At 52.7% G+C, this 25,838-nt stretch carries 23 protein-coding genes and 1 pseudogene; 14 read left to right on the top strand and 10 right to left on the bottom strand.

The genetic code is table 11. From position 1 onward, the window contains the following. Positions 1-18: 18 nt before the first annotated feature. The gene (locus AC2FNZ_RS09770; RefSeq protein WP_496840406.1) at positions 19-576 is read left to right on the top strand and encodes an amidohydrolase family protein; all 558 of its coding nucleotides are present in this window, start codon (positions 19-21) and stop codon (positions 574-576) included. Positions 577-1,031: 455 nt separating this feature from the next. Here AC2FNZ_RS09770 and AC2FNZ_RS09765 read toward each other — a convergent pair whose 3' ends face one another. The 4 genes from AC2FNZ_RS09765 to AC2FNZ_RS09750 form a co-directional block, all read right to left on the bottom strand. Continuing rightward, positions 1,032-1,412 (bottom strand): hypothetical protein, encoded by a 381-nt coding sequence (locus AC2FNZ_RS09765; protein ID WP_170337130.1) that lies wholly within the window; start codon positions 1,410-1,412, stop codon positions 1,032-1,034. 114 nt (positions 1,413-1,526) lie between these two features. After that, a complete protein-coding gene (locus AC2FNZ_RS09760) occupies positions 1,527-2,705 on the bottom strand; it encodes a carbohydrate porin (protein WP_496840404.1) in 1,179 nt (392 codons plus the stop codon). Then, positions 2,702-3,466: a DUF3299 domain-containing protein gene (locus AC2FNZ_RS09755; RefSeq protein ID WP_170337125.1), complete on the bottom strand. Its 765-nt coding sequence runs from the start codon at positions 3,464-3,466 to the stop codon at positions 2,702-2,704. Before AC2FNZ_RS09755 ends, AC2FNZ_RS09760 begins: the two co-directional genes overlap by 4 nt. A 26-nt stretch (positions 3,467-3,492) precedes the next feature. Further along, positions 3,493-4,890, bottom strand: coding sequence for an amidohydrolase family protein (locus AC2FNZ_RS09750; RefSeq protein WP_170337131.1), 1,398 nt, complete (start codon positions 4,888-4,890; stop codon positions 3,493-3,495). 132 nt (positions 4,891-5,022) lie between these two features. Here AC2FNZ_RS09750 and AC2FNZ_RS09745 point away from each other — a divergent pair, with 132 nt between their 5' ends. Further along, the gene (locus tag AC2FNZ_RS09745; protein WP_170357373.1) at positions 5,023-6,030 is read left to right on the top strand and encodes a helix-turn-helix domain-containing protein; all 1,008 of its coding nucleotides are present in this window, start codon (positions 5,023-5,025) and stop codon (positions 6,028-6,030) included. Positions 6,031-6,616: 586 nt separating this feature from the next. Here the strand turns inward: AC2FNZ_RS09745 and AC2FNZ_RS09740 are convergent. Next, a complete protein-coding gene (locus AC2FNZ_RS09740; RefSeq protein ID WP_496840402.1) occupies positions 6,617-7,612 on the bottom strand; it encodes an AraC family transcriptional regulator in 996 nt (331 codons plus the stop codon). 155 nt (positions 7,613-7,767) lie between these two features. Between AC2FNZ_RS09740 and AC2FNZ_RS09735 the strand changes: the two genes are divergently transcribed. The 7 genes and pseudogenes from AC2FNZ_RS09735 (at position 7,768) to AC2FNZ_RS09705 (ending at position 14,502) form a co-directional block, all read left to right on the top strand. Then, complete coding sequence (locus AC2FNZ_RS09735; protein ID WP_496840401.1) at positions 7,768-9,102, top strand: metal-dependent hydrolase family protein; 1,335 nt, start codon at positions 7,768-7,770, stop codon at positions 9,100-9,102. Between the two features lie 31 nt (positions 9,103-9,133). Next, the gene (locus AC2FNZ_RS09730; protein ID WP_496840400.1) at positions 9,134-9,889 is read left to right on the top strand and encodes a hypothetical protein; all 756 of its coding nucleotides are present in this window, start codon (positions 9,134-9,136) and stop codon (positions 9,887-9,889) included. 108 nt (positions 9,890-9,997) lie between these two features. Beyond that, positions 9,998-11,530, top strand: a complete 1,533-nt coding sequence (locus AC2FNZ_RS09725) for a HoxN/HupN/NixA family nickel/cobalt transporter (protein ID WP_496840398.1) — start codon at positions 9,998-10,000, stop codon at positions 11,528-11,530. Positions 11,531-11,712: 182 nt separating this feature from the next. Then, positions 11,713-12,839, top strand: a protein-coding gene (locus tag AC2FNZ_RS09720; RefSeq protein ID WP_496840397.1) for an IS3 family transposase whose coding sequence is annotated in 2 segments (ribosomal slippage) — positions 11,713-11,977 and positions 11,977-12,839 — 1,128 coding nt in all. Because the reading frame shifts where the segments join, the coding sequence is not laid out codon by codon here. A gap of 55 nt (positions 12,840-12,894) precedes the next feature. Continuing rightward, positions 12,895-13,057 (top strand): annotated as a pseudogene (locus AC2FNZ_RS09715) (IS6 family transposase); the annotation flags it as partial. A gap of 133 nt (positions 13,058-13,190) precedes the next feature. Next, positions 13,191-13,568: a SnoaL-like domain-containing protein gene (locus AC2FNZ_RS09710; protein ID WP_093964958.1), complete on the top strand. Its 378-nt coding sequence runs from the start codon at positions 13,191-13,193 to the stop codon at positions 13,566-13,568. Positions 13,569-13,656: 88 nt separating this feature from the next. Continuing rightward, a complete protein-coding gene (locus tag AC2FNZ_RS09705; protein WP_170370237.1) occupies positions 13,657-14,502 on the top strand; it encodes a universal stress protein in 846 nt (281 codons plus the stop codon). Between the two features lie 78 nt (positions 14,503-14,580). Here the strand turns inward: AC2FNZ_RS09705 and AC2FNZ_RS09700 are convergent, their stop codons facing one another. Further along, positions 14,581-15,147 carry a flavodoxin domain-containing protein gene (locus tag AC2FNZ_RS09700; protein WP_496736494.1) on the bottom strand — a complete coding sequence of 189 codons (567 nt, stop codon included), beginning with the start codon at positions 15,145-15,147 and terminating at the stop codon, positions 14,581-14,583. A gap of 336 nt (positions 15,148-15,483) precedes the next feature. Next, the gene (locus tag AC2FNZ_RS09695; protein WP_093964960.1) at positions 15,484-16,788 is read right to left on the bottom strand and encodes a ferredoxin reductase family protein; all 1,305 of its coding nucleotides are present in this window, start codon (positions 16,786-16,788) and stop codon (positions 15,484-15,486) included. 197 nt (positions 16,789-16,985) lie between these two features. Between AC2FNZ_RS09695 and AC2FNZ_RS09690 the strand changes: the two genes are divergently transcribed. Together AC2FNZ_RS09690 and AC2FNZ_RS09685 are read left to right on the top strand one after the other, a co-directional pair. After that, positions 16,986-17,570, top strand: coding sequence for an Hsp20/alpha crystallin family protein (locus AC2FNZ_RS09690; protein WP_170370239.1), 585 nt, complete (start codon positions 16,986-16,988; stop codon positions 17,568-17,570). A 219-nt stretch (positions 17,571-17,789) separates the two neighbouring features. Then, positions 17,790-19,379 carry a trypsin-like peptidase domain-containing protein gene (locus tag AC2FNZ_RS09685; RefSeq protein ID WP_093964962.1) on the top strand — a complete coding sequence of 530 codons (1,590 nt, stop codon included), beginning with the start codon at positions 17,790-17,792 and terminating at the stop codon, positions 19,377-19,379. Here the strand turns inward: AC2FNZ_RS09685 and AC2FNZ_RS09680 are convergent, their stop codons facing one another. Beyond that, entirely contained in the window at positions 19,380-20,996 is a 1,617-nt protein-coding gene (locus AC2FNZ_RS09680) for an MFS transporter (protein WP_496840396.1), read from the bottom strand. Between the two features lie 42 nt (positions 20,997-21,038). Further along, positions 21,039-22,259: an APC family permease gene (locus AC2FNZ_RS09675; protein WP_093964964.1), complete on the bottom strand. Its 1,221-nt coding sequence runs from the start codon at positions 22,257-22,259 to the stop codon at positions 21,039-21,041. A 755-nt stretch (positions 22,260-23,014) separates the two neighbouring features. Here AC2FNZ_RS09675 and AC2FNZ_RS09670 point away from each other — a divergent pair. After that, entirely contained in the window at positions 23,015-23,422 is a 408-nt protein-coding gene (locus AC2FNZ_RS09670) for a c-type cytochrome (protein ID WP_496840395.1), read from the top strand. Here AC2FNZ_RS09670 and AC2FNZ_RS09665 read toward each other — a convergent pair whose 3' ends face one another. After that, complete coding sequence (locus AC2FNZ_RS09665; protein WP_170404229.1) at positions 23,423-24,595, bottom strand: cation:proton antiporter; 1,173 nt, start codon at positions 24,593-24,595, stop codon at positions 23,423-23,425. 201 nt (positions 24,596-24,796) lie between these two features. On the opposite strand from AC2FNZ_RS09665, the gene AC2FNZ_RS09660 reads away from it, so the two are divergent. After that, a complete protein-coding gene (locus tag AC2FNZ_RS09660; RefSeq protein WP_170343047.1) occupies positions 24,797-25,246 on the top strand; it encodes a phasin family protein in 450 nt (149 codons plus the stop codon). Positions 25,247-25,303: 57 nt separating this feature from the next. Further along, the gene (locus AC2FNZ_RS09655; RefSeq protein WP_093964967.1) at positions 25,304-25,711 is read left to right on the top strand and encodes a universal stress protein; all 408 of its coding nucleotides are present in this window, start codon (positions 25,304-25,306) and stop codon (positions 25,709-25,711) included. The last annotated feature ends 127 nt before the right edge of the window (positions 25,712-25,838 follow it).

Below are 25,838 nucleotides of genomic sequence, written 5' to 3'. Positions count from 1 at the left end.
GCGACCTCGCACGCATACATGGACACATCGGTTCGGGCCGCCATTGAGGCGGGTTACCAATGTATTGAACATTGCAACCTCATGACGCCTGAGTCGATGGAGTTGGTCGTGGAAAAAGGGGTCTGGCTTTCAACCCAGGTTGGCTTTTTTGCAGCAGAAATTCCGGCAGGGTTCACACCCGCCCAGGCAGAGCGCCAAAAGATGGCGTTTGATGGTCTCGACGCCATGCTTCGATTAGCGCGAGAGTCCGGCACTAAGATTGCACTCGGAACAGACTTCGTCGGATCGAGGCAAACGAAAGCAACGCAGTTGGAGGAATTGCAGCTCAGGACGCCATGGTTCAGCAACGCCGAGATTTTGCGGCAGGCAACTGGTCTAAATGGTCAGCTTTGGGACTTGACCGGCCCGCGTAATCCCTACCAGGCTGGTCCAGTCGGTGTCATCCAACCCGGGGCCTACGCCGATACTCTGCTCGTGGACGGAGACCCGATTGCCGACCTTACGATCATGGGCTCTGCGGACAATTTCGATGTGATTATGAAGAACGGCAAAGCGCACAAGAACAATCTGGCCTGAGCCATTTGCCAAGGGTCAAGATAGACACTGGTGTTGCATGCGAATGATCGAAGAGTCCGCACAGCGGTTGCTCATGGCGAATGCAACAAATGACCGCTACGAGCCCAAAATACAAAATGCTTCAACGCGCTTTAAGGTCAGCGATGCGCAGAAAGCAGACTTTGCAAAGTCCGGTTGACCACATTGTCCACCAAAGGCGACAGTTCTGCTTCGCGACTGGGCTATACATAGCCCTCAAAGCGTATTGTTTGCGGGACTTCAGTTGCACCGTTTTCCTGAGCGAGTAGGGCGCGTGCTGACGAAAAGGTAGCAAGCGCAAAAAGAACAAGAAGGGCCTTTATCATCGTAGCGCCTCGGATCCGGGTTTTGAACTTGGGCCGGGGGTCACAAATGATCGCCCCGGCCAGCGTCAGGGCAAACGAGGTAGTTCTTGCCCTGAAACATCGTACTTTCGCCTAATTTAGAAGATCACCGACGATGCCGACGGCATCGACCACGGTAGACAGGTCATTCGTAACTTCGAGGACTTCGTCATCGACCAGAATGTAGCGGTTTCCTTTGCCCGGCTCCCCAAGCTTCCATTTGGAAAGGTCCCCAATATCCTCGAACTCCAGGTCAGATGGGAGCTTGGCACCGCGCGTGTAGCGCTTGATCTGTCCAGGTGGTACAGCTTTTGGGCCTTTGCCGGGTTTGTCTTCTATCTGAATGCTGACATCACCGTTCTTGCCCCCCTTGTTCGGCTTTTTACCCTTGTTGTCTTTGGCATGGGCATCGCTGCCTCCAAGGATGAAAAACACAACTGCTAAGGCTGCAAGAATTCCGTATGCAATCTTCATAGATTGTTCCTTTGCTTCCCAACTTCATTCGACCGGCGTTGAAAATTCCGGCACGCGCTTGATCTCTCTTAGTTGCCCTTTGGCACACCCCTTAGTGACTGCCTTCACCCCGCATTAGAAAACGATCCGGGTTCTTAGACCGAACAGGGTAATCCGGTCCTGATCGGGATTTAGAAGCGGGTCGGAAATGAATTGTACCGATGGCGTGATCTGCAGTCCGGGTGAGATTGAAAAGCGGTAGAAAGCTTCAAGCGTGAACTGATCGCCATCTATGCCTCTTGCTTCGGCCCAGTTTAGGCCCAGACCGGCCAAATCGGTGTTGCGACCATAGTAACCGAGACCGGCAGAAATCGACCGTTCATAAAGCGCTGCGGTTCCCTTCGAGGCCCCTGCACGGAAGAACGGCATCCATTTATTGTCAACAAACCATGCGGCGGAAAACGCTGCGCCGTAATCTTCTGCTCGACTGCCATCGTCAGCCGCATCCGCATGCCAGAGGGTCAGATGGATATTGTCGAAGTAGATGCGATCAAAGCCGGACGTGTACCCAAGTTCGAGCGACTTGAAGAGATTGCCGTCGCTAAACACATCAAAGTTTGGATCGGACGGGTCGGCGTTTGCGTCTGATACGCTGGCAACGGCGTAGAGGTTCTCGCTCAGCTTTACCCCACCGGCAATACCAAGGCCTTGGTTGGGCGTGTTGATTGTCGGGTTGGTATTGAAAGACAGGTTTTGAAAACCACTGTAGGGGCTTACCAACCCGTAGATATCCACAAAGTCCGTTACATCAATCTGGCCGACTTGCAGCGCCCACGACCCATTCTCAGCCCTTTGGGTCCAGAACAAATTGGTCAGAAGCAAACCGTTGTCATTGAAGGCTGTTCCCGTGATTGAAAGGGCTCCGCCATCCAGCCCGAGAAATTGCGGAGCAACGTCAGTATAACTGTGCCTGTCTTCGATCTTGAATGTCAGAGCCCCCCGTTCAGTTGCCTGCCAACTGCCGTAGAACCGCGCAATTCCGCTGGCTGCTTCGCCGGTTCCCAGATCAGCATCCGTGGTTTGGCCCAATGCCAGGTAGTCAATGTTGAACCGAAAACCACCCTCAGCCAGTCGGTCTTTCCACTGAAACCAACCCGGTGCGATGTTGCGTGGAAAATCGGAACGATATTGCGGATCGGTGAGCCCGTCTCCGGGCGCAAGATCGGCTTCGACTGAAGATGGCCCGGATAGTCCCTGAGCCGACGCTGCGCCAGCAAATGCAATGCTCAATGCGGCAACCAGAAGTCTTATCATTTTGACGCCTGTGCCCCACCGGTCTTGCGATTTCCTGCCGCGCGGATGCGATCAGCAGCACGCTGCTTCCATTCCAACCTGTCTGCCTCGGTTTCCAGAGTTTCGACACGTTCCGCCTCTAGCTGGAAAGTCGCATTCATAGGCATGAGGCCATCCACAACCATCATATTATGAACGGAAGGATCGATAGTCAGCGTGCCTGTCAGCCGAACGGGTTCGTGGAAATAGCTAGGCGCCCAGTCCCCGTTCAACCGCACACGGATCATCTGGTTAGGCGGAGGTGGAGGCATGTGGCTGCACATCCCTCTTTCTGGCACCAAATACGCCACAGGCCGGCCGTCCGGATCGCTTGGAGCAGGAATGGCAAAGCCCGCGAGTGTGATTGTTCTGCCGTCGAATTGCGGGTTTCCGCTCGTTCCAGCCTTTCTTCGACGTTCAGTCACAACCTCGCGCTGATCGAGTAACCAGTCGACGTCAATTCCGTCTGACACCAAGGCGTCTTCGGTCTCTGCTAAAAGCAATTGCCATTTCTGCCGTTCTTCGGCGCTGCCAACCTCCTGCTGCAACCTGCCGCGTATACGCACAACGAAAAGAACATCGTCGAACTGTTCGGGGCTGAGTTCACGATAGGGGTCATCAAAGACCTGCGCAGACGGATCTGGCAGATCTGCCCAGTCCAACGCGGTTCCAGGCGTCGCCGCAGCATCATAACCGCACAAAACCAACCCTGCGAATACTGCGGAGCAAAACCAATTTCGCATGAATGCTCTCCGGCTGCTTTATCTGGTCAATCCAGTGTGTTTTTGTAGATCACACCGTCCTTCATGATCAGGCGGATTGTTTCCGGGCTGTCCGGCCTCGGGTCCGCACCGAACCACTGATCGCCTGTTCCAACGACAGAGAAGTCTTCGAGGGGGTTGCCGTCTATCAGCAGGATGTCGGCATAGGCGCCTTCTTCGATCACACCCAGTTTGCCTTCCGGATAGGGGTTCATGAAATCACCGCTAAGTGCCGCGATCTCGCCACCTACCGAAGTTAGGGTTACCATCGACGCATAGGGGCCGAAGAAATGGTTATTCAGATGTTTCTCGTAGGCGATCTGGATGTTGCACGCTTCGACCGAGCCGACGCAATCGGTTTGGAAACCGCGCGGCGCCGGGCATTCCTTCATACTTGGAATGTAGGCTTCGAAGGTCGCCGAGGCCGATTTGGCCTTCCTCAAACTGTTGGGGTTGTTTTTCACGGAAGGAACATCAAGTAGGCCTGGATCAAATGCTGTGATGTTCGTCGTGATGTACGCTCCTTTTTCTTTCATCAAAGCAGAAATCTCGCAGTCAAAGTGAAATCCGTGTTCAATGGTTCTGACCCCTGCATTCAGGGCATTGATGATCGCTTCTTTGCGGTAGGAATGTGCCATGACATAGGTGCCGTACTCGTTGGCAACCTGAACAGCGGCCTCGATCTCTTCTTTCGAACCGGCGAGCAACTGCCATGGATCGAATGCCGAAATCACCCCACCTGATTGCATGAACTTCAATTGCGTGGCACCCATGCGCAGGTTGTTGCGGCCATACATGTAAATTTCGTCAACACCGTTGACCTGTTGGGCCATATTCAGAGTCCCAAAGTTGGTCACCCCACCCGGCGGAGATGTGAAGGATGCGAAATCGGCGTGACCACCACGTGTTCCGAGAAATGCCCCGGAAGGATAAAAGCGGGGGCCGACGATCTGGCCGGCGTCAATTGCGCGCCGCAGCCCGCCGCCAGCGCCCCCGGCATCGCGAACGGTCGTGAAGCCCTGCATCAGGTACATTTCGGCCATCCGGGTCCCGTGGATGGCGAAATCCTCCCAGGTCGAGTTGGTTTCCATCTCGGCAATCGATGGCCCCATGAGCATCAGGTGCGCGTGATTCTCTATAAAGCCCGGTGTCAGAGTGCGCCCACCGCCGTCGATAACCGTCGCGCTCGGCGCATCAATGGCATCGGTTGAGACGGACTTGATCAGATTGCCCTCGACCAGAACACTGGCATTTTCAATGCGTTGCTCATTCACACCGTCGAAGACATGCACGTTGGTAAACAGCGTTTGGGGTTCTTCTTGATCCTGAGCCTGCGCGGTCGCCGAAAAAGAAAGAACTGCCGCGACAATTGCCGTCGAGCAAAGAGACATTCGTAAGCCGGACATAAGTACTCCCTTCATATTCATGTTTTGCCAACTATAGTCTGGAATTCATTGGCTCGGTTGCCCCTTTTGAATTAGGATGTACGAATGTGACTGCAAAAATGGCCACTTCTTAAAGCTAATCCAACAAGGGTTATGAGCTTGCCTTTCAACTCCACCTCCCGAGAGCATAGCGAGGGCTTTGTTCGCCTCTCTTTAGCCGCTCCCTTTCTGCAATATCTCACCGAACGTAAGATCAATCCGCAACCAGCATTGGATCAGGTCGGCTTGAAAGCTGAACTGATGACTAACCCATCCGTGTTCGTTCACTCCGAGTTGGTTTACGGCTTGGTAAATGCTTTCTCAGAAGTATCAGGGGATCGATACCTAGGACTGAATGTAGGGGAAGCGTTTGACCTACAAGGATGGCCGCCCTTCGCTCAAGCCTTGCAATCTACAAAAACGCTGTTCGAGTTTTTTACCCGCTTTGTTGAGCTCGTGCCGCAGGAGTCCAATTCTGTGCGGCACAGCCTTGTCATTGAAGCAGACAAAGCGACTTATCGTATCGAGAGGCAACAGGAACCAACCGTCCCACCCATTCAGGTGACCGGTTTTGGTGCCGCAATCTATGTACGCCTATTGCAGACCGTCGTCGGAGAGTCCTGGGACTCTTCCCGTGTGCGATGGGAAAGCAGATACATCAATGGGCTGCCTATCGACTACAAAGGGATCGAGGTTGGCCTTGGGACTGATCCCGGAATGCAAATTAGTTTTCCTGTGGAATGGTTGTTTTTGCACCACGTCTCTGAGGGTTCTGCCAAGCCCATAGCATCACTTCGACAAGATGAAGAAGTAACCGTGGTGGCAGCTTTGCGATCTGTCTTACGCGACAAACTGGATGAAACCGATTTGGGACCAGAGATGGTGGCTGGAATGCTGGGAATACAACCGGAACGGTTTCTGAAAGCGCTTCAAAAACAAGGCACAACGCTACCGCGCGAAATCAAACGGCTGCGTATCGATGTCGCCAAGGAGCACCTCAAACAAAACCAGATGACAATTGCAGAGATCGGACTGATGCTCGGCTATTCTGACAAGTCCCATTTCACTCGCTTTTTCCGAGGTCAGACCGGAATGACACCGACCAAGTTCCGAAGCAAGTAAATGTGGTCGAGCCAAATGAACGCTTCGAAGATTAGGTCCTCGTGGGATCAGTTCGGAGAAGTTGTAGTGCGACGTTGAACAGGTTAGTCGACGACATGAATGGTTGGTTGCCACCGCCGATACAACCTCTGCAACTGGCCGTTTCGTTGTGTATTTCGGAGTTAGCAAAGCTTGGTTGCGAAGGTCCGCTTCGGGCTGCGTGCGGCCAATCATGCTAACAGCAGACAACGATGGCACCGAGCCCAATTCAGTCGTTTACAGCAGACAACATGATTTCCTGAACGTCGCGCATGTCCTAGTCAATGGCTTGGTGCAAAACTGAAAAGCGTGATTGTGAATGCCTGCTTCAGGCTGGGACCAGCCAATCATGCTTGCTGCGGAGAACGGCAACACTGAGCCCATTTTGACCGATGCTGCGCGATGTCCCAATGACAGCAATGCACAGTATGCGGACTTTGCAAAGTCTTTGGTACGGGTCGCAACAGAAGCCTATTTTCGCAGTATTGAACAAGTGCCCATTCTGCGGAGAACTCTGTTGTGTTCTCCTATTTCGATGTCGCGCTGATACTGACGATTGTTCAAACGGCTATCGTGCCCTGAGGAGAGTTTCAGAAGGGCTTTCACCAAACAATTCACGATAATTCTTTGCGAAACGTCCAAAGCTTACAAATCCGTATTTCAGTGCGGCCTGCTTGACAGATTGAGGTGGGTCAGAAGGATCTGACAGCCACTCTTTAGCGCCAGTCAGTCGCAACTTATAAATGAACTGCATAGGTGTAATTCCATAAACTCCTTCAAACGCTTGATATAAGGTGGTTCTTCCTACTCCGGCGCCTTCACACAGAGTAGCCAAATTAACATCTTCATATCTGTTCTTTCGCGCGAATTGGAGAGCTCGACCCACAGTCTTAAAATCGCGGCTTGGAAGCAAATTCTTGTAGGCCTTCTGAGGCACGCATTTCAGAAGAAATTCGCCTAGAAAGGAAAGCATATCTTTTTCATGTGTTGGTGGCATGAATAAATGGCCAGTGAAGTCTCCATGGAATTTAGCGACGGAAAACATGCGTGCAATGCGAGATCTAAGTTGGTGTAGTTGATTGTCGTCGAGTTGCAGTAGCACGTGGTTCGGGCCGATCTCGAAGAAATTAGATCCAGCAACACGGTGAATGACCTCGATCAACCGCGTTCTGCGTATTGCAAGCATAATGGATGTACGGTTGCTTGCGCTGGTAGTGAACTCAACTCTGCCATCAAGAAAGAACACATCCCCTGGTGCCGCGTCCCAACCATCCAACTTGTAGGTTCCTTGCCAAATGACCGGCAGGACAAGCCCGACCCAGTCTTTTTCAGCGAGCATTCTCCAAACTGTATTGGCATCACATTCGACCTTTGACAGGACAGTGTCGGCGCCAAATACCATCTCTGCACGCAACCCAAGCGGCCCACCACCCAGTTGAACCAACTCGGTCTCTCTGACCGGGAAGTCATTCATATAGGTGTTAAAAGTCGTCTTAGGTGACCACATTGCAATCCAGAATCTTTCAGGCTCCCGGCATTTATTCTGAAGAGTGTAATTCGCCAACTAAAGTTGTCAAAGGTCTGAAGAAAACTGGAAGTCGCACAAATGTTAGGCACCGGAAGAAATGAACACTGAATCTTCTTTGTTGATAGCACTTGGGATGGAACGCTGGTTACCACGCCAAGTTTCAAAGTACCCTCCAAATCAAGGAGAACATCATGACTTGCAACAGATTATTCGGAGCAATTTTTTACACGGCCTCGATCTTTGGAGCCACAGCGAACGCGCAAGATAGCTCTGTACTCATTACCAATGTTGATGTTTTTGACGGCGTAAATGAAACGCTCATAGAAGATGTGAACGTCCTCATCGACGGCAATATTATCTCAAAGATTTCGCAAGAAGAACTTTCGGCAAACGACGGCCTGGTTGTTGAGGGCAATGGGCACACTCTGATGCCCGGCATCATTGAGGGACACTCTCACTTAGCTTTGTCTGGGATTACGTTCGCTGACGTGCTTTTCGAGTTGCCAGGTTACCAATCCATCCGTTCGGTCGATACCGCTCGAGACATGCTGATGAATGGTGTGACCACAGCACGCGATATGGCCGGTGAGGTTTTTAGCCTCAAGCGTGCGATTGACGAGGGTTCTATTGTCGGACCTCGTATTTACCCGTCAGGTTCAATGATATCTCAAACAAGCGGCCATGCGGATTTCAGATTTAGGAACGAGCGCAACCCATTGCTGGGTGGAAAGCCGCCAATCACTGATTTAACGGGAAACAGTACACTGGTAGATGGGGTCCCAAAAGTGCTGGCGGCGACACGCGAGCAACTGCGGCTTGGAGCATCACAGGTCAAACTTGCAATTGGCGGCTCTGTAAGCGGACCCAACGACCCCTTAGACACAACGCAGTTCACGTTTGAAGAAATCCAAGCAGCCACAGCAGCCGCGGAAAACTGGGGAACCTACGTTACCGTACACGGCTACACTCCTCGAGCCGTTAATCAAGCAATTGATGCCGGAATTAAGGTTGTTGAGCACGGTCAACTTCTCGACAAGCCGACGTTGGAGAGGATGGCGAAAGATGGGATCTGGTTAAGTATTCAACCGTTTACGTTATGCAGCGAGCCTGGACTGAATGATGCACAGAACGCAAAACAAGCTATTGTGTGCCAAGGTACGGGATCAGTCTATGAGTGGATCAAGGGACTTCCTGAGCTAAAGGTTGTCCACGGAACCGACATCTTTATCAGCCCTGGGCCAGGGATCGGTGTCAGCGAGCAGGTCGAACAGATGGAGCGGCTTCTGGACTGGTTTACCCCCTACGAAATACTGAAAATGTCGACCGGTAACTTTACAGAGTTGCTCCAGCTTTCCGGGCCAAGAAACCCATACCCAGGTGTGATCGGGCGCGTTGAAGAAGGCGCGTTGGCGGACTTGTTGCTAGTCGACGGCAACCCTCTCGAAGACCTAAGCGCAGTGACGGATCGCGAAAACATCAAAATCATCATGAAAGACGGGGTGATCTACAAAAACACTCTCGAGTGAAGGTGTTGTACGCAATCGGAAGGGATGAAAAGTGAATTTTCTCGAACCCAAAAGCCTATCACAATTTACACTATCTACCCTCGCCGCAGCGACACTTACAGCATCCACGGCAGCAGCTGAGGAAGATTGGCAATGGGGTGCCCAACTCTACTTCTGGGGAGCGTCCGTTGGAGGAGAAACCACAACTGGTGGCAATGTCGATATCAGCATAGACAAGATTATCGAGGACCTGAATTTTGGTGTCATGGGCACTCTCGTCGCGCGAAACGACCGATTGTCTTTGATAGCTGACGTCATCTATCTTGATGTAGATGAGTCTGATAGCACTTCCGTCAACTTGGGTGGAGCAAGTGTTCCAGTTACTGCGGATATTGGTCTCAAAGGCTTCATAACCACGCTAGGAGCCGGCTACCGCGTGCTTGAGACTAGTGGTGGGTCTCTTGATATCACCGGTGGTGCAAGGGCCTTGTATTTAGATGGCGACGTGAGTGTTAGTGGACTTGGCGCTCCAATCGCCGAGTCGGAATCTGGCACAAACTGGGATGCGGTGATTGGCTTCAGAGGTGAGACAAACATCAATGAGGATTGGTATCTCAGCTACTACGCTGACATCGGCACCGGCGACAGTGATCTAACATGGCAAGCAGCGGCAGCCATTAACTACAGGTTAAATTCCGTCGACCTAACCGTCGGCTACCGATACTTGGACTGGGACTTAGGCGAATTTGGACCTTTCAGTGAAGTTACCCTTTCCGGCGCATTTTTGGGAGTAAAAGTACCTTTCTAACGTTGCGGTACGTAAAAGTTGAACCCCGCGAAACTCGAATGGTTCGACTTAAAAATCTGAACGGAAGGGATTAGCCGGATGCCAACATTGTCGATGCGCGGAGCCGCAATGGCTTTTCTTACATTCGCTTTCTTCTTTGCGGCAGTGCCGTTGCCGGCCGCAGAAGAAAACCTTGTTTCGTGGGATGCCCTTGTGCCCTCGGTAGAGCCTTATGACGACCCGTTTCTGGAAATGAAGTACGAGCATAAGTCCGACCTGCGGAAAATTCTGCTTGACCAAATTGGCAAGGAACAAGGCCAAAATGACGCCGAAGCCAGCAAAGCAGCCGAGCAGGCCCGCAACAGGTTAGATGCAGCTGGGCTCAATGCCGACCAGCTTTTGGAACAGCGTCTAGTTGTCATGGAGCGGCGCGAAGAAGAATCAACGGGTGTGACCACCAGACTCCTAGGTGCTGAGCTGACTTTGGACGGCTATGCGCTGCCACTGTCTGTCACGGCGGGAAAAGTTTATGAATTCCTTCTGGTGCCTTGGATAGGCGCTTGTATCCACACTCCGCCTCCACTGCCAAACCAGATCGTCCATGTGTCGGTCCCAAAAGGTTTGATTCTAGAAAACCGTTTTCAAAGTATTCGTTTGTCCGGCGTTCTGCGGCACGAGCCTGGGGTACATCAACTGTTCCTCGTCGACGGATCTACTGACATCCCTGTGTCATACAGTATGGCAAACGTCACAATATCCGGAACGCCGCAGAATATTGTTGCATCATCAATGTCGGATCTGCCTGTTCTGGACCGCGCGCAGGTATGGGTAAACAGCCTTTTCACAACGGCCATGACATCTATCCGGAACGGAGAAACAACCGGGGCATTGTTTACAGCCTTATTTCTTGCCTTCGGATACGGCGCTTTACACACCTTGGGCCCGGGGCACGGAAAAGCGGTCGTTATTTCCTATTTTATCGGCTCTGGCGGTAGCTTGCGGCGCGGACTCGTGATGGGCTTCCGTATAGCAATAATTCACGTTGTTTCGGCCGTGGTAGTTGTGTTCTTGTTGGATTTCGCCGTACGTCAAACCACTGGTGCAGCACCTTCAGACTATCGAGCCATTCGCCTAGTCAGCTACGGGCTGATTATTGCGATTGGTATGTTCATGCTATGGAAAGCGCTTTCAGCAACGCGGCTTGCGTTGAAAGCTGGGGATCTCGGAGCCCAGGCACATGATCACGATCACCACGATCACCATGTTCACGGATGCGCCGCCTGCGCCGCGAGCACTGCTCCAGCGGGCAGCGTTTGGATCGCGGCGGCTGTCGGTATAGTGCCGTGCACCGGCGCTTTAATTGTCATGCTTTTTGGGCTTGCAAACGACTTAATCGTACCAGCAATTCTGATGGTTTGCGCAATATCACTCGGCATGGCTATGGCAATGTCAGCCATTGGCATTGCTGCCCTTTGGGGCCGCAGCTGGGCCCATGGCCGCTTTGACATGACGGATAAGCGGCGACAAACCTTCGAACTGAGTACGCGCTTGGTAGGTGCCATTTGTGTTCTTGCAATCGGCGTGACCCTATTCTGGATCAACTACAAGCATTCACCCGTTGCGACTTTGCCTCAAGCAGAGTTGGCTTCAAGCTTTTATTAGCGAGAGTTTTTGTAAATTGACGACAGCAGGTTTACTCGCCCCGCTTCTATTAATCTTGATCTGGCGAGCGGTACGTCGAGCTAGAAGAATTCAACATGTTCTGACAGCTCACCTGTGGATCTACGCTGAGCCTCCCCATTTGAACTGGTCCACCGCTATGTTTAGGAAACGGAGGACCAAGAATGGCAAACAAGCGACCGAAGCCGGAAGAGATTGTCTCAAAGTTACGGCAGGTTGAGGTGCTGATGGGGCAAGGCATGCCCCGGCTGGATGCAATCAGACAGATTGGTGTTGTTGAACAGACCTATTACCGATGGCGCAAGCAATACGGCGGAATGGGTGTAGATCAACTGAAGGAACTGAAGCGGCTTCAGAAGGAAAATGATCGGCTGAGACGAGCTGTGTCAGACCTGACGCTCGACAAGCTGATCTTGACGGAGGCTGCAAAGGGAAACTTCTGAGCCCCGCTCGCCGTCGCGCCTGCATCGAACATGTGCGTCGCCAGTTCAAAGTGTCTGAGCGCAGAGCCTGTCGCGTGCTGGGACAACATCGTTCCACACAGAGGCACATCCCGAGAGGCCGTGTCGATGAGGATCGGTTGGTTGCCGACATGATCGAATTGGCCAGGCAGTATGGTCGATACGGCTATCGTCGAATTGCGGCCTTGCTCAGAGAGGCAGGTTGGTCGGTCAGCGATGGCCGTGTCGAACGACTATGGCGGAGAGAGGGGCTGAAGGTTCCCGCAAAACAACCGAGGAAGGGGCGGCTCTGGCTGAACGATGGCTCGTGTGTTCGGCTGAGGCCGGAGTATCGCAATCATGTATGGAGCTATGACTTCGTTCATTGTCGAACCGACGATGGCAAAGCTTTTCGGACGCTGAACATCCTTGATGAGCACAGCCGGGAGTGCCTTGCGATCAGAGTGAAGCGCAAGCTGAACTCGGTCGATGTGATCGATGCCCTGACGGATCTGTTCATACTGCGCGGTGCACCCCGCTTCATACGTTCAGACAATGGGCCAGAATTTATCGCCCAGGCCGTCCGAGACTGGATCGCCGCAGTTGGCGCCCAGACGGCTTACATCGAACCTGGCAGCCCTTGGGAGAACGGATACTGTGAAAGCTTCAACGGCAGGTTCAGGGACGAGTTGCTCAACGGTGAGATCTTCTACAGCCTGCGCGAAGCTCAAATTCTGATCGAACAATGGAGAAAACACTACAACACAAAACGACCCCACAGTGCTCTGGGTTACCGCCCGCCAGCGCCCGAAACCATCATCCCGATGGATCACAGGCCGATGATGCACTAACAATCAACTTGGACCAGTCAGTTGGGGCTGCTCAAACAACCTTTCGCGACATACGATGCAGCGGTTAAGGCGGATGCGAAGTTTGCAGAAGCTCGTCGCCGTTCACTCCTCCGTCTCCAATCACTTCAGCCTGGGGCGATCCCTTCCCAACCGAGACACCTTCAAGTTGTCACGGCGCCGCCGCTCTTGCCGAGTGGCGCGAACTTGGCGCGCTATAAGCGACATGTCTGTTGGCCTAGCTGAGACTTGTTCGAACCGGCCTCACAGTATCCATCGATATTCTTATTGATCCTTGTCAAGATTGGCGCGGGCAAGACGTGGTACTGTCAATGGTAATTCAGGGGGGGGCTCATGGAAGAGTTGATCGAAATCGGAAGATCATTCGCCCAGGCCATGCGTGAGCGCAGGGGCCTTGCAAGTGTTGATGAAATGTATGCCGAAAACGCACAGTCGATAGAGGCAGTCGTGCCTCCGGTTCGACAATTCCGCGTTTCAAAGGGGCGAGAAGCCATCAAGGGAAAAAGAGAGGATTGGTTGGCATCGCATGAAATCCAAGAACTAGAAGTGGATGGCCCCTACGTCCACCCACCCAACCGCTTTGGAGTGCGCTTCAGAGCCGAGGTCGTTCAGAAGGCCACGGGTGAGCGTATGACCCTGCGCGAGATCGCGGTGTATTCGGTGGCGGAAGGCAAGATTGTGCTGGAAGAGTTTTTCATGCTGCCGAAATAAGAAGAGCGACCAACAACACTGTCTCTTCGTAGGTTTAATCCGTGCGCACGGCCTTTGGGCGAATTGAAATTCCGGACGGAGGTCGGGAATGCAACACAAAACAGTGGCATATTATGTAGGAGTTGATGCTGACGACGCGTCGATTTTGGAATGCGCTGAAACTGCTTGTAACCACAACATTCACTTGAATTGCGTGTTGATCGCGGACTTACCCAACCTGCCGTACCTAAAGTATGGATCAAACAGGTTCGTTGAGGCGGGTCTTCCCTCAAACTGGTTGGATGTTCTTAACGGAAAAAATGCCGCCTTGAAGTCCCGCGCCACAGAAGTTGAAGCGCTTCTGGTAGGGCAAGGCGTATCTGCAAATGTAATTGCCTTTATGGGATCTGGAGCAGAGTTGAAGCATCTTGTGGCTGGCCAAGCCAATCGCTCTGATATCGCCTTTCTAGACGCTGAGTTGCGAAAAGACCCCGATTTGTTTCATAAGATCGCGTACGGAGTATTGTTCCATTCGCCGGTAGGCCTGATGATAAATGGAGATCCGTTTGCCCAACGCGACTGCATTTTTTTGGCATGGAATGATAGCCTGCCTGCGTCTAGGGTTGCGCATTTAGCTTTACCCATTCTTCTGGCGGCCAACGAAGTTGTGATTGGGTGTTTTGATTTGCCGTCGCCTGATGACGTAGAAGGTCAAGCGCCCGGAACCGACCTAGCTGGATGGCTCAGCCATCACGGTTGCACTGTGACCGTGTCGCAGTTTCGGTGCGGCGGGAATTCAATTGAACACTGCATTCAGGAACGCGCAAGAGAATTGGGGGCCGACCTCGTTGTTATGGGCGCTTACGGGCATTCCCATTTGCGTCAGTCGGTATTTGGGGGAACGACACAAGCAATGTTGGAGCAGACAAGGTTGCCAGTGCTGTTCGGGCACTGATGAAGAGAACTGGCGACTGTGATTTGCTGGTATAGGTAGCTCTATACGTTCATCGGTTAATACGGGAACAGCCAGTTGTTATTGGGTACTCGCTTGAGGTTGAAGCGTGTTTGCCCGCCCGTTTTCGCCAAGGAACTCTATCACAATTAACGTGAGTTCATCCCAGTCAGTAAACTCCCTTGCCCCTTCTCGTGGATCGATTTTTCGACCGAGCAAGACGACGCGCTGAAGAATCTCCCTCTCAAAATACCCGTAGTTTTCGGGCCTCACCGCGCCTGCGATCAAAGCCGTCGCATTTGGTTCAAAACCTGTTCGAAGAAGCATTTCGTCAAGATAGTCGCGTGCTTCTTCTCGACCTGACGCGAAAGCAGCTTTTAGACCGACGGAAAGCACGAGAGACTTTCGCTTCATTAAGGCATCTCTATTTGAAGCGACAAATGCTTCGAATGACTTGGGGTGCTTACGCTCGTGGACAGGGGCCAGGAGAATAACCTTGACCACTTCGTCAAGTGAAACGTGGCTGGGCGTTTCATCGGTATTGATCAGCTTTGCATCGAAACCGGCATTCTTCGCGAGATCGGTGATGAAGCGCGCAATCTTTGCTGTTTGGCCTTCGACCGTGGCGAAGGCGATGAGTAAAGTCATTCCGATCCTCCCAAAAATCGGTCTGAATAGATTGCTTATTATGAATAAGTGACGTGCGTTGCCCTTGATCTCCATCAAAGGCGTTTCATGGGGGCATATCTGGATCGTTGCGGTATGCTCATGCTGTCCACGCGGAGCATGTTTATTAGGAAGTTCGTGACGGCATCCATCTCCAAGAATACCTGCCTTTTCGGCCGGCAGCCTTGAAGCTAGCCAACCCCTGGCGGTCTAGCTTTCTACCTTAAGCAAAAGGCCAAGACAGCGACGAAGATTGAAATACTGATCAACCAAACTGCGAGTTTTACTTGTTGGCGTGCGGGCAGGTTTCTGAGCAGTCTAATCATAGTCAAACCTTTCAGACAAAATCCGGTGTGACGCGGTGCCCCGCTCAATCAGATGATCTTCGACCGTGTCCATCATGGCAGGGGGGCCGCAGAGAACAAAAAGCCAGCTTTCAAATTGTTCAGAAGACAAATTGCGGTCCAACAGATGACCGTCGATCAAGCCTGTCTCTCCGGACCAATCCTCTGGCGGCTCGGATAGAACAAATACTGTTTCTTCTTTGGACAACTCCTGGCGAAAAGCAATCTGCTCCTCCACCCGGTTGCCATAGATAAGCTTGAGCTCGTACTGTGTTCCACTCAACCGTACCTGACGCACAATGCTCAACATGGGCGCGATCCCGACACCACCTGCGATCAGAACAATGCCTTTCTCAGTTCGGTGGCTGATCGATAGATTTCCGTGCGGGGCATCCAGATAGGCCGTGGTTTGCGGAGCGATCTGTCTGAGGCCGCATGTGAAATCCCCAAGCTCCTTTATCATGAATGAAACTTCGGGGCCTTCGGCTGGTGCCGAACTAATCGAGAATGGGTTCTCATGCAGCGAAAAAACACTGTGGCCGACGTTTAGCCAAGCAAATTGCCCTGCTTCGAAGTTTAGTCCGTTGTGACCATCTGGAACGACGCGCAACTCCCATTGCTTCGGTGTTAGTCGAGACACAGACGTGACGCGCCACTGTCTCTTCCTCTGACGTAAAGGGCGAACGAGATAGACATACAGCAAAGTTCCAACTGCAATACTGGTTAGGGCAAGCCAGAGATAGGTTAGTAGCGGATGCCCACCGTAGCGCCCAGCATAGACCGTGTGATGCAACAACAGGCATGCGATCACCAAGGCTCCCAGCCCGTGTAAGAGGCGCCATGTTTCGTATTTGTAATCAAGGGATTTGCGGGCAATTGCCGAGGCGACCAAAATGAACAGAAATAGATATGCGCCGATGCCCGATACCAGCGTAGAAAAGTCGGTGGAAATCGTAAGTTGGTTTGTTTCATCCCACGGGCGGCGTCCGCCCGAAGGCGTACCCTGATAGAGAAGCGGGTGTATCAGCGCAAAGCCGAGTGCTGTACGCGCCATCAACTGATGCACCCGCATGGTTACATCCATACCCAGACCGGAAGAGATGAACCTGAACCGCCCAGACAGCAGGAACTCGACTAAGATTATTGAAAAAGCCAGCATCCCAAGCCCGGACGCGAGCTCTTGATTAAATGATCGTGGTGGCCACCCCAAGGACCAAGAAAAACCCAAGGGAGCCAAGATCAGCAAAACGTAAATCAGCGCCAGATAAGGCCATTTCATACAGTTTTGCTCCACTGTGCTAAAGCTAGGCAGCTCGGGCTCATTCAAAATAAACGCTAAGCTGACCTGGGATTCCGATCAAGACTACTGAGAATGGTGTTAACTTCACCACGACGAGGCAAGTTTAGTGAACGAAGTTTCCCGTTTCTGTTCGTTCAGCCGCCGCGTTCGGTCTGGCTGATCCTGAGGTTGCATGCTTGCGCAAGATCAAGGTCCTTGACCGCTTTTCCTGTCATAATGTTGCGCGCGTGAAATCAGGCCAATGGAGGAGGCTCAAAATGTTAGAAGACAAAAAGTCCCCGCAACTTTTCACTGGAATGCATCCGCTCTCTGACAACTTTCGGCGTGAAATGGAAACCCTGATGTCGCGTTTTCTTGGGGAAGGATCACCCTTCCTGCCGATGGAAACGGCTGCGCAACGCACGGGTTTTCCGTCCCTTGATATGACGGGTGCGATTTCACCGGCAATCGATGTCCAAGAAACGGATTCTGCGATTGTCCTGACGGCTGAATTGCCGGGGCTCGAAGAAGATGATGTGGAAATTGAAATCAAGAATCGCAGGCTAATCCTGCGCGGTCAGAAGAAGATTGCGCATGATGAAACGGGCGATCTTCGTGTCAGCGAAAGAAGCTATGGCAGCTTTTCAAGAGCCATGTCGCTGCCAGATACTGTAGAAATCGACAAGATTTCAGCGACGTTCGACAAGGGCGTTCTGCATATAGAAATGCCGAAGATTGAGCCTCAGGACCCAAGCCGTAAGATCAAGGTATCGTCGAAATAGACGGTCTGGTGGCTCGATACCGTGCTTGAAAAGAGCAAAGCAGAGGGTCGATCGTGGATCGACCTTCTTAGAGTTGCGGCCTGATAAGTGTCTTTGGTTGAATCCGCGCAGGCACCGCAAGCACCTGTACAAATGTGTTTTTTGTACATTCGTACCAGGCCATGGGTTTGGCGTTTAAGCGTGGTAGAATGCCCTCACGCGTTTGGGTAGGGGGCCACAATGCGAAAACCAGAAGAGAGTGGCATGACACCCTCAGGACATGCTGGTGAAGGTGAGGTGCGGGCCTTTCTGGAGAGCCTGACCGGACCATCGCGCGGCTACGTGAACTGGCTGGTCGATAAAGCCCTGACCGTTTCTGTTAACGATGGCAGGGTGTTAAGCCTTCGACCTAAAGACGACCTGCCTCCGCATGACAACGATATTGCCACCTTAAAGTGGGCTGACGACGGTTACACGATAGCCGCGTCAGCAGGGCGCAATGTATGGGTGAACGGACAAAAAGCCTCATCGGCGCTTCTGAGGCATGGCGATATGATCGAGTTCGGCGAAAAGGGCCCAATGTCTCGATACAGGTTGTGCGATCACTCATTTCCCGCGCACCACACAGTCGAAGATATCCTCAGTGACGCCTATGCTTACACCCGAACGAGCCGTCGACCCTTCGCTAAAAAGATGTCTGGTGCCCTGCGCGACAGCGGGCGGCGGCTTGCGTCTCAGACCACGATACTGTTCAGGATCACAGTACTTGCGACGCTTCTTGTGATCGCGGGGTTTGGGTACCTGCTTTACCAAAACGACCGGCGCTTGGCGGATAGTATTGAACAGGAGTCCCGCAAGATCGAAGCGGTCGCGATTATGCTCGCCCAGACGCGAGAAGATGCACTTACGCCTGATGACTTGGCTTCTTTGCGTGAAGCTTTTAAGAACCAGGTTCTGTCGACCGAGCAGCGTCTTGGAACCTTGGAGCAGCGGGCCGGAGCCCCCACGCGGGTGATCGCTGCCTCGACCCGGTCCGTCGCTTTCCTTCAGGGGGCTTATGGACTGCGCCACGTGGAAAGCGGGAAGATATTGCGGCATGTATTGGGACCGAATGGAGAAAACCTGAAAACCCCATTCGGCCAACCTTGGATCGAACCGGACGGGACCGGCGAACCTGCAGAATTTCAATTCACCGGAACCGGCTTTTTGATTGCTGGGGTACCGTTGATGGCCACCAACCGCCATGTCGCTTTGCCCTGGACTTCGGGGAACCGAGAGAAGGCGTTGAGCGACGCTGGCCTTGAGCCTGAAATGTTGAGGCTGTTGGCCTATTTGCCTGATCAAACGGAACCAATAGAGGCGCGTTTGGTTCGGTTCAGCGAAGCAGCAGACTTGGCGATTTTGGCAGTTGAGCCAAGCGTTCAAGACCTCGGAATTCCGTTGGCGGATGCCACGTCGCGCGTCGGTGAAGAGCTTTTTCTGTTGGGATATCCAACGGGTTTGAAAGCTTTGATCGCGCAGGCCGGTCCGGGCTTTCTAGAGGAACTGGAGGCAGAAGGAACGCTGAACTTTTGGTCGATCGCGTCCCGGCTTTCTACTCAAAGCAAGATTCACCCACTCGCAAGCCGGGGGATCGTTGCACGAACAAGTGAGAGCGCCATCGTTTATGACGCCGAGACCACGACCGGTGGGAGCGGGGGGCCAGCATTGAATCGGCGGGGCGAGGTCGTTGCGATCAATGCTGCGATCCTGCCCGAGTTTGGTGGCTCAAACATCGGCGTCCCGGTTTCACATCTCAGAGCTCTGCTGAGAGAGGTTGAAAGCCAGTGATCATTCACTCGTTCGGAAGCGCGAGTTTTGAACGAAAAACACTGTGGCCAGTGGAACGATCACCGAGATCACGGCTACGGAGATCAGCAAGTATCCAAGTTGACTGTAGTCCGCGGCAGACGTGACCTCACCGGTCTCTGGATATGTGGCGGCGCGTGTGACGACGTATATTTGGTTGAGGTATTTGGTGCTGAGGCTGCTCGCCGACAAAGCCATGTTTGTGAATGATGCCATCACCGCAAAAAAGGTCGCTTTCAACTGAACAGGGGCATTGCGTGCAATCCAAGCCAACATCGGGACCATGGCAATCTGTCCAAGCGGCGATTCAACAGCAGTGTCGAGGATGGCAATAAATCTTGCGTCGACAACACCACCGGTATGCGCCGCCGTCCATTCATGCACACCGTAATAGAGGGCAAGGTTGGGCAGCGCGAGCACGCCCGCCGCAATAGTCAACAGTACCACTACGTGCGCAATCGAACGGTTGGCCATGAATGGCCGCAGAACAATTAACCCGAGCAAGGCCAGCAGCGAGGTCAACAATGCCAGGATTGCCAAGAATTGCTCATCGAACCCCAGTTCATCGATTTCAAACCAAGTCAGGCCTGGTCCTGATAGCGGCACAGCGCGAAACACAAAAATGATTGTCGCTGTCCCGATCAGGGCTCTGGCTTGTGCTGGTTCCAGCTCTTTCAACAGGCGCGACATAAGGTACAGGATCACCGTTAGAGAAACCGCAAAGACTGTTTCTTGCGCAAACTCGAAATCGGCGGTTCCCAACACGATGCTAAGCACAACGAATGCGAAGCCGCCCAGCAATATGGACCATTTGACTTCGGTGACTTCATCCGGCGCGTAGGGCGGGTCGCCCGATCTTATACGCTGACGCTGGATCAAGCTGTGAAGAACGACACCGCTGACGGATAACACAGGGATGGCCAGAGCTATCAGGTACACCTGGCCATAAAGCGCAAGGCGATCGGATTTTTGCAGATCCTCTGTTCCAGAGAAAATCCAGATGTTTACAGCCGCAACAGCGGCAAACCCAGAAATAATGGAAACTCTGCCCAAGGTTTGCATCGTCGTGTGCTGAGCACGGGTTTCTTCAGGCGAAAATGGTAGGCCGTGCTGGTCAACCTTCGGCACCGCCTCAACCGTCATGGCGTCGGCAACAACGTCCTGAATGGCATAGCCCGAAGGCGCCAAGAGCAAGGCAACAACATACCAGTCTTCCAGCGGCATGAAACTGGACATCTGCGCAGGTGCGGTCACGAGCCCGTACATGGTGAGCAAAGACAACGTGATCAAGGACGCGCCGAACAAGATCAGCAGGGACTTCCAGCGCCAAAACAGGTCCACGACATGACCAAGCGGCATTTTTAGTATCCACGGGATACCAGCCCAAAATGCTAGCCCTGCAACGAAAGAGGCGGATAAATCGAGGTAGTCTTTTAGGAAAAAAGCACCAACGACCGAGGTCAGGCCGGACACGCCGGCCGCAAAATAGACCATCAGTGGTGGCAGATAGGACCATTGCAGCTGCTGAACCAGATCCACAAACGTTCTATGCCACCAGGCCGAAAGTTTTGATCCTATGGAAGTTTGGTCAGTCGTCATATGCCGTGGCAGCTCGTTGAGGCCTTTGGGTCGTTGTATCAGTTAGAGAAATCCAGATCCGAAAAGCAATGCACTGGTGATCACCCCAAGGATCGGTATCACAAGAGGAACGCGGAAGTGCTTTGCGGACTCGTCCGGCTTCATCTTCAGCAGGATCAGCGAAATATTGACCAGTACAAAGACGCCGAGAACGATCTGAGACGTGCGCTCTGCCAGAATACCAAGCGGTATAGTTTGGGTCAGCAAAACGATGATCGCCACGACCAGCAAAGTAGCGATAACTGGTGTCTGAGTTGCTTTTGGGACAATCGCCAGAACCTTCGGTAAATGGTTACGGTCAGCTAGGCCGTAGATCACCCTCGAGGCCATGATCATCTGGATCAGTACTCCGTTGACTGTCGCCACAATCGCGACTGCGGAAAAGCCCTGTTTGATCACCTCGGGCGCGTTTGAAAACACAAGCGCGAGGGGGGCTGCGGATGTCGAAAGAACATCGATCGGAACAACAAGTAGAACCGTCATTGAGGTTCCTAGATACAACACGGTCGCCAAAACGAGGGTTAGTAAAATCGCTTTTGGAATCGTGCGGACCGGGTCTTTAACCTCTTCTGCCACGTTGGCCATGTCCTCGAAGCCAACAAATGCAAAGAAGGCGAGAAGTGATGCCGCGAAAATGCCTCTCCACGCGTCGAATTCAAGCGGTGGAAGCATCGAACTGATTCCGTATCCCTGCGGATCGTGAACCGACATGCCCCAGCCAATCACAAAGATAAGGCCTGCGATCTCGATGATCGTAATGACAGCCGCAACAAAGACCGACTCAGTGATCCCCCAAAGTGCGATTAAACCCATGATCAAAACGACGCTGATGGTCAAAACAGGGATCGCAAAACCGGTTAAAGCATGCAGGTATGATGCTGCGCCAATTGCAACTGCAGAGGCAGAGATAATCCCCGAAGCTGCGACCGCGAGGCCGACGAAAACCGCCATCCATCTTTTCTGAAATCCCGCTTCAACATAGGCCGCTTCACCTGCGCTGACGGGAAATCGTGTTGCGAGTTCTGCATACGAAAGCGCGGTGAGTGATACGACGAGCGCGGCTAAAACGAACGAAAACGCTGCAAACGGTCCAGCAATGTCTGCTGTCGCGCCGACTAAAACATAAATGCCCGCTCCGACCGTTACCCCAAGGCCATAAAGCGTGAGCAACGGGGTTGTAAGGGCCCGCCTGAGTTTCTGTTCGTTTGGATCAACAGAGTTCATAAGTGATTTCCGCCAACTGCCCACTCCGAACGTCGTCAGTGGCGTCCTTCTCTTTTTGTCTCGATTGGCGCAGCGGCTTAATCCTATGGTCAAAGCTGCACCGAATGCCGTGTGTCTCAACCTGGGCACATTGGGCGCCAATCAACTAACTGGGGGCTCGCCATCACTCCTGCCGAGCCCCCGTGGGTGGAACTTCCACTCCTTCAAAATTCCATTCACCTTTGTGTTTACTTGGGGACAGGACGGTGAACGTAGAATATGTTGAAACATTCGAATTTTACTATGTAATTCATGTTGGTGCTTTGATTTATGTCAATCACCTCGCTGCGACGGGTCTGCGAGGCTGAACGCAACCCAACTGTCGTTTGTCGTCGGACTTAAAGGCAAAGCAAACATGTTCGATGGTTTCAGATTTAGGGTGGAAAGCAATTCGTGACGCTTTGGAACCTGTTACCAGTCTTGGGCTCGGATGGATGCGCTCAGATGGTTGCATCGCGTGCCTTATCACCTCTGACGAATTCTCAGGTATATGAATATATTGGAAGGAGAACGGTCTGCGCGCAAGGGTGGTGAGGTCAACGATGAGGTGGCGTAGTTGTAGGCCGGCAGGAATAAATTAGGCGCGTACACCAAACGCTATTCGACTGAAACGCCAATCCTCGTACAGGAGCGTCCAAAATGAGCAAGGTCAAAGTGCTTTCTTAAGGATGCCTTATAATTAGATCTTCTTCCGGGGCAGCAAATTGGAGGAGCATATGCAGATTTTTCGAGGGATTTTACTGGCACTGTTCGTCACGGGGCCCGTACTAGCGCAGGAGGTCAGCGTTGATGAGGGAAGTGATTTGTACCGGACGTATTGCTGGCAATGTCACGGTTTCGAAGCAACCGGAGACGGGCCAATGGCGGAAATGCTGGCTATTCGAACACCTGACCTTACCAAATTGGCGGGCGAGAACGGCGGTGTGTTTCCGATAGATCTTACAGCTGAACAGATTGACGGTCGTTCACAATTGCTCGCCCATGGGGGCGAAATGCCAATCTTTGGCGCGGTGTTTGAGACAGACCAACAAATCGCGGTGGCTCTGCCTAATGGGCAACCTATGATGGTAGGCCTGCCGTTGGCGAATTTGCTCGCCTTTCTTGAATCGATCCAGTCTGAATAGTTACTGACCAATCTGCTCATCTGTGTCAGCCGTTCGTCTGATTGACATGAGAGTCAACGGCGGCCCCAACACCTCGAAGGCCACAGCGCTGGCTAGAGTAAAGGCCATGATCGACGCGGCCCAATGTGGAAATTGCTCTCCGGCGACGAGGGCCATTCCTACCGCGACACCGGCCTGTGGTAACAAAGCTGGGCCGTACCAGCGGGTCTGACGGCTAGGCAGGCCGCCAAGTCTCGCTCCACAATAACCCCCGACGAGGCGGGCTACGGCGCGCAAGAATAGGAAAAGACCACCAGCCCAGCCCATCAAGCCGAAGGCTTCAATATCCAGCGTGGCGCCAGCCAGTAGGAAGAACAAAATCATGAACGGCCACTGAATGTGCTCGATCTCATGAAAAGCACGGTCGTGATGGCGGGCAAGATTCCCAATAACTGCGCCAGCAACCATGCTTGCGACAAGGAACGAAACTTCTAGCCACAACGAAAGGCCTGCTGTCAGAAACACGATTCCCACCGCTTCGGCTTGCATTGGCTCTCCCGGCTTCAAGCGACCTGTGAGGTAAGCGGATGGCACGCCTAGCGCGGAACCCAACAAAATAGCCCCTCCGAAATCCCACATCGCTGTGGTCGTGACGGTGGCCCAACCATCCGAATGACCGGCCAGAACCAAGGCGATGCTGAAAACGATCAGACCCCAAGCGTCATCAATTGCGACGACGCCCTTTAATGTCTCTGTGAAGCTGTTGGACACCCCAGATTGCTTGATCACGTCTGTCATGGCGGCCGGAGCCGTAGCCGTAGCAATTGCCGCCAGCACCAGTGCCAACCCGAAGGGTACGCCGATTGCGGTCAATCCAGCAGACACGATAACAAGGGTTGCAACCACGATTGAAATCGAAATCGTCAGAATGGCTCTGCCATGCCGAACCAGGTTCTCGCGGGTTAAGGAACCTCCAAGAAGAAACGCGACCATCGTTAAAGCCACAATGGAAATCTCGTCGAACCACATTGCAACGTCGAGTGGGATCAAACCCATTCGGGCGTTCCCGGCGATCAGACCGAGGAAAAGCAAGGTTGTAACACGAGGAAGATGCGTTACCCGGCCAAGTTGGTCGGCCGCCAATCCGGCAAGGAAGAGGACACCTAGGGTAATCAGAAAGCCGGCAATGTGCATAGAGATCCAAGCGTTAAGTTCTTGTCTAAACTACTTTAACTCCACCCCTGCCATCTTGGAACCGATGTCGGAGAGAATGCCAATGTCCCGTGGCAGCCTAAGCCGAAGATCCTAAAAAATGGGGGATATTGATCTGTATTAAGGCGAAAGCGCGCCGCAGGTGGCACAATAGCTCATTAAGGAAATGAGGAGGAACTTTCGATGCCGACAAAGAAATCTAGCACAAATAGCCCGACCTCACTTGTGGATGTTTTCAAGCAAATGCAGCCGCCCATGTCTGGCAATCCAGCCTTCGGTGCCCAGATCGAACAATTTTGGGACGCACAAGAAAAAATGCTCGAAGAAACAGAGGCCTTTGCGCAGCATTGGTTCGAACGGCGTCATGAGGCGGTTCGGACGGCTCTACAAGCTGCACGCAAAGTGTCTTCTGCGAACCCGTCCGATCCATCGAAAGCCCTTCAGAGTATGACGGAGTGGCAGCGCCATTCGGCTGAGCGGTTGGTTGCTGACGCGCAGGAATGGTTCGAAACCGTGTCTCGTTGTGCATCTTATGTCGCTGAAACCGAAGCTGAAGCTGTTGAGAAAACAGTTGATGATGTCGTAGCCGCTACAAACAGCGCGGGGAAATCTTCAAAGTCTGAGCCTGTTTAGGGTTCGTGCCGCCGAAAAACCAAACTGAAATCATCGGAGCAGTAGATAGGAGGTCAAATGTACAAAAACATCCTGATCCCGGTTGCTCTGGACAAAGAACACGACACTCAAGCGTCGTTTAAGGCTGCGCGCCAATTGGCTGATGCCGACGCTGTTTTCACCGTTGTGCACGTCCAAGAACCTATTCCGGCATATGTGGGTTCTCAGATTCCAAGTGAAGTGCTTGCACATACGCGGCATGAGATATTGGAGAATCTGCATAACACTGCCTCTGAAATCTCAGACGCGAAGGTACAGCTCATCTCCGGGCATGCGGGTAGGGCAATTGTCGAATTCGCAAACCAGAGCGACGCCGATTGCATCGTCTTAGCTTCGCATAAGCCCGGATTCGAGGACATATTTCTAGGTTCCACTGCGAACAGAGTCGTGCATCATGCCAAGTGTTCGGTTCACGTAATTCGGTGATCCAAAGCTAGCGATGCGAGATCTCTGTGGGGTCTTGTCAGAAGAACTTGGGGTCTTGTCAGAAGAACTTGTCTTGAGGCAGGCAGGACGGTTGCGTAGCTTTTGCCCATGACCAAACCTGCCTCTT

The sequence above is a fragment of the Ruegeria sp. SAZA006 genome (genome assembly GCF_059613465.1).
Note: the sequence above shows the minus strand (reverse complement) of the source record. Positions and strands in the feature narration are given on the sequence as shown.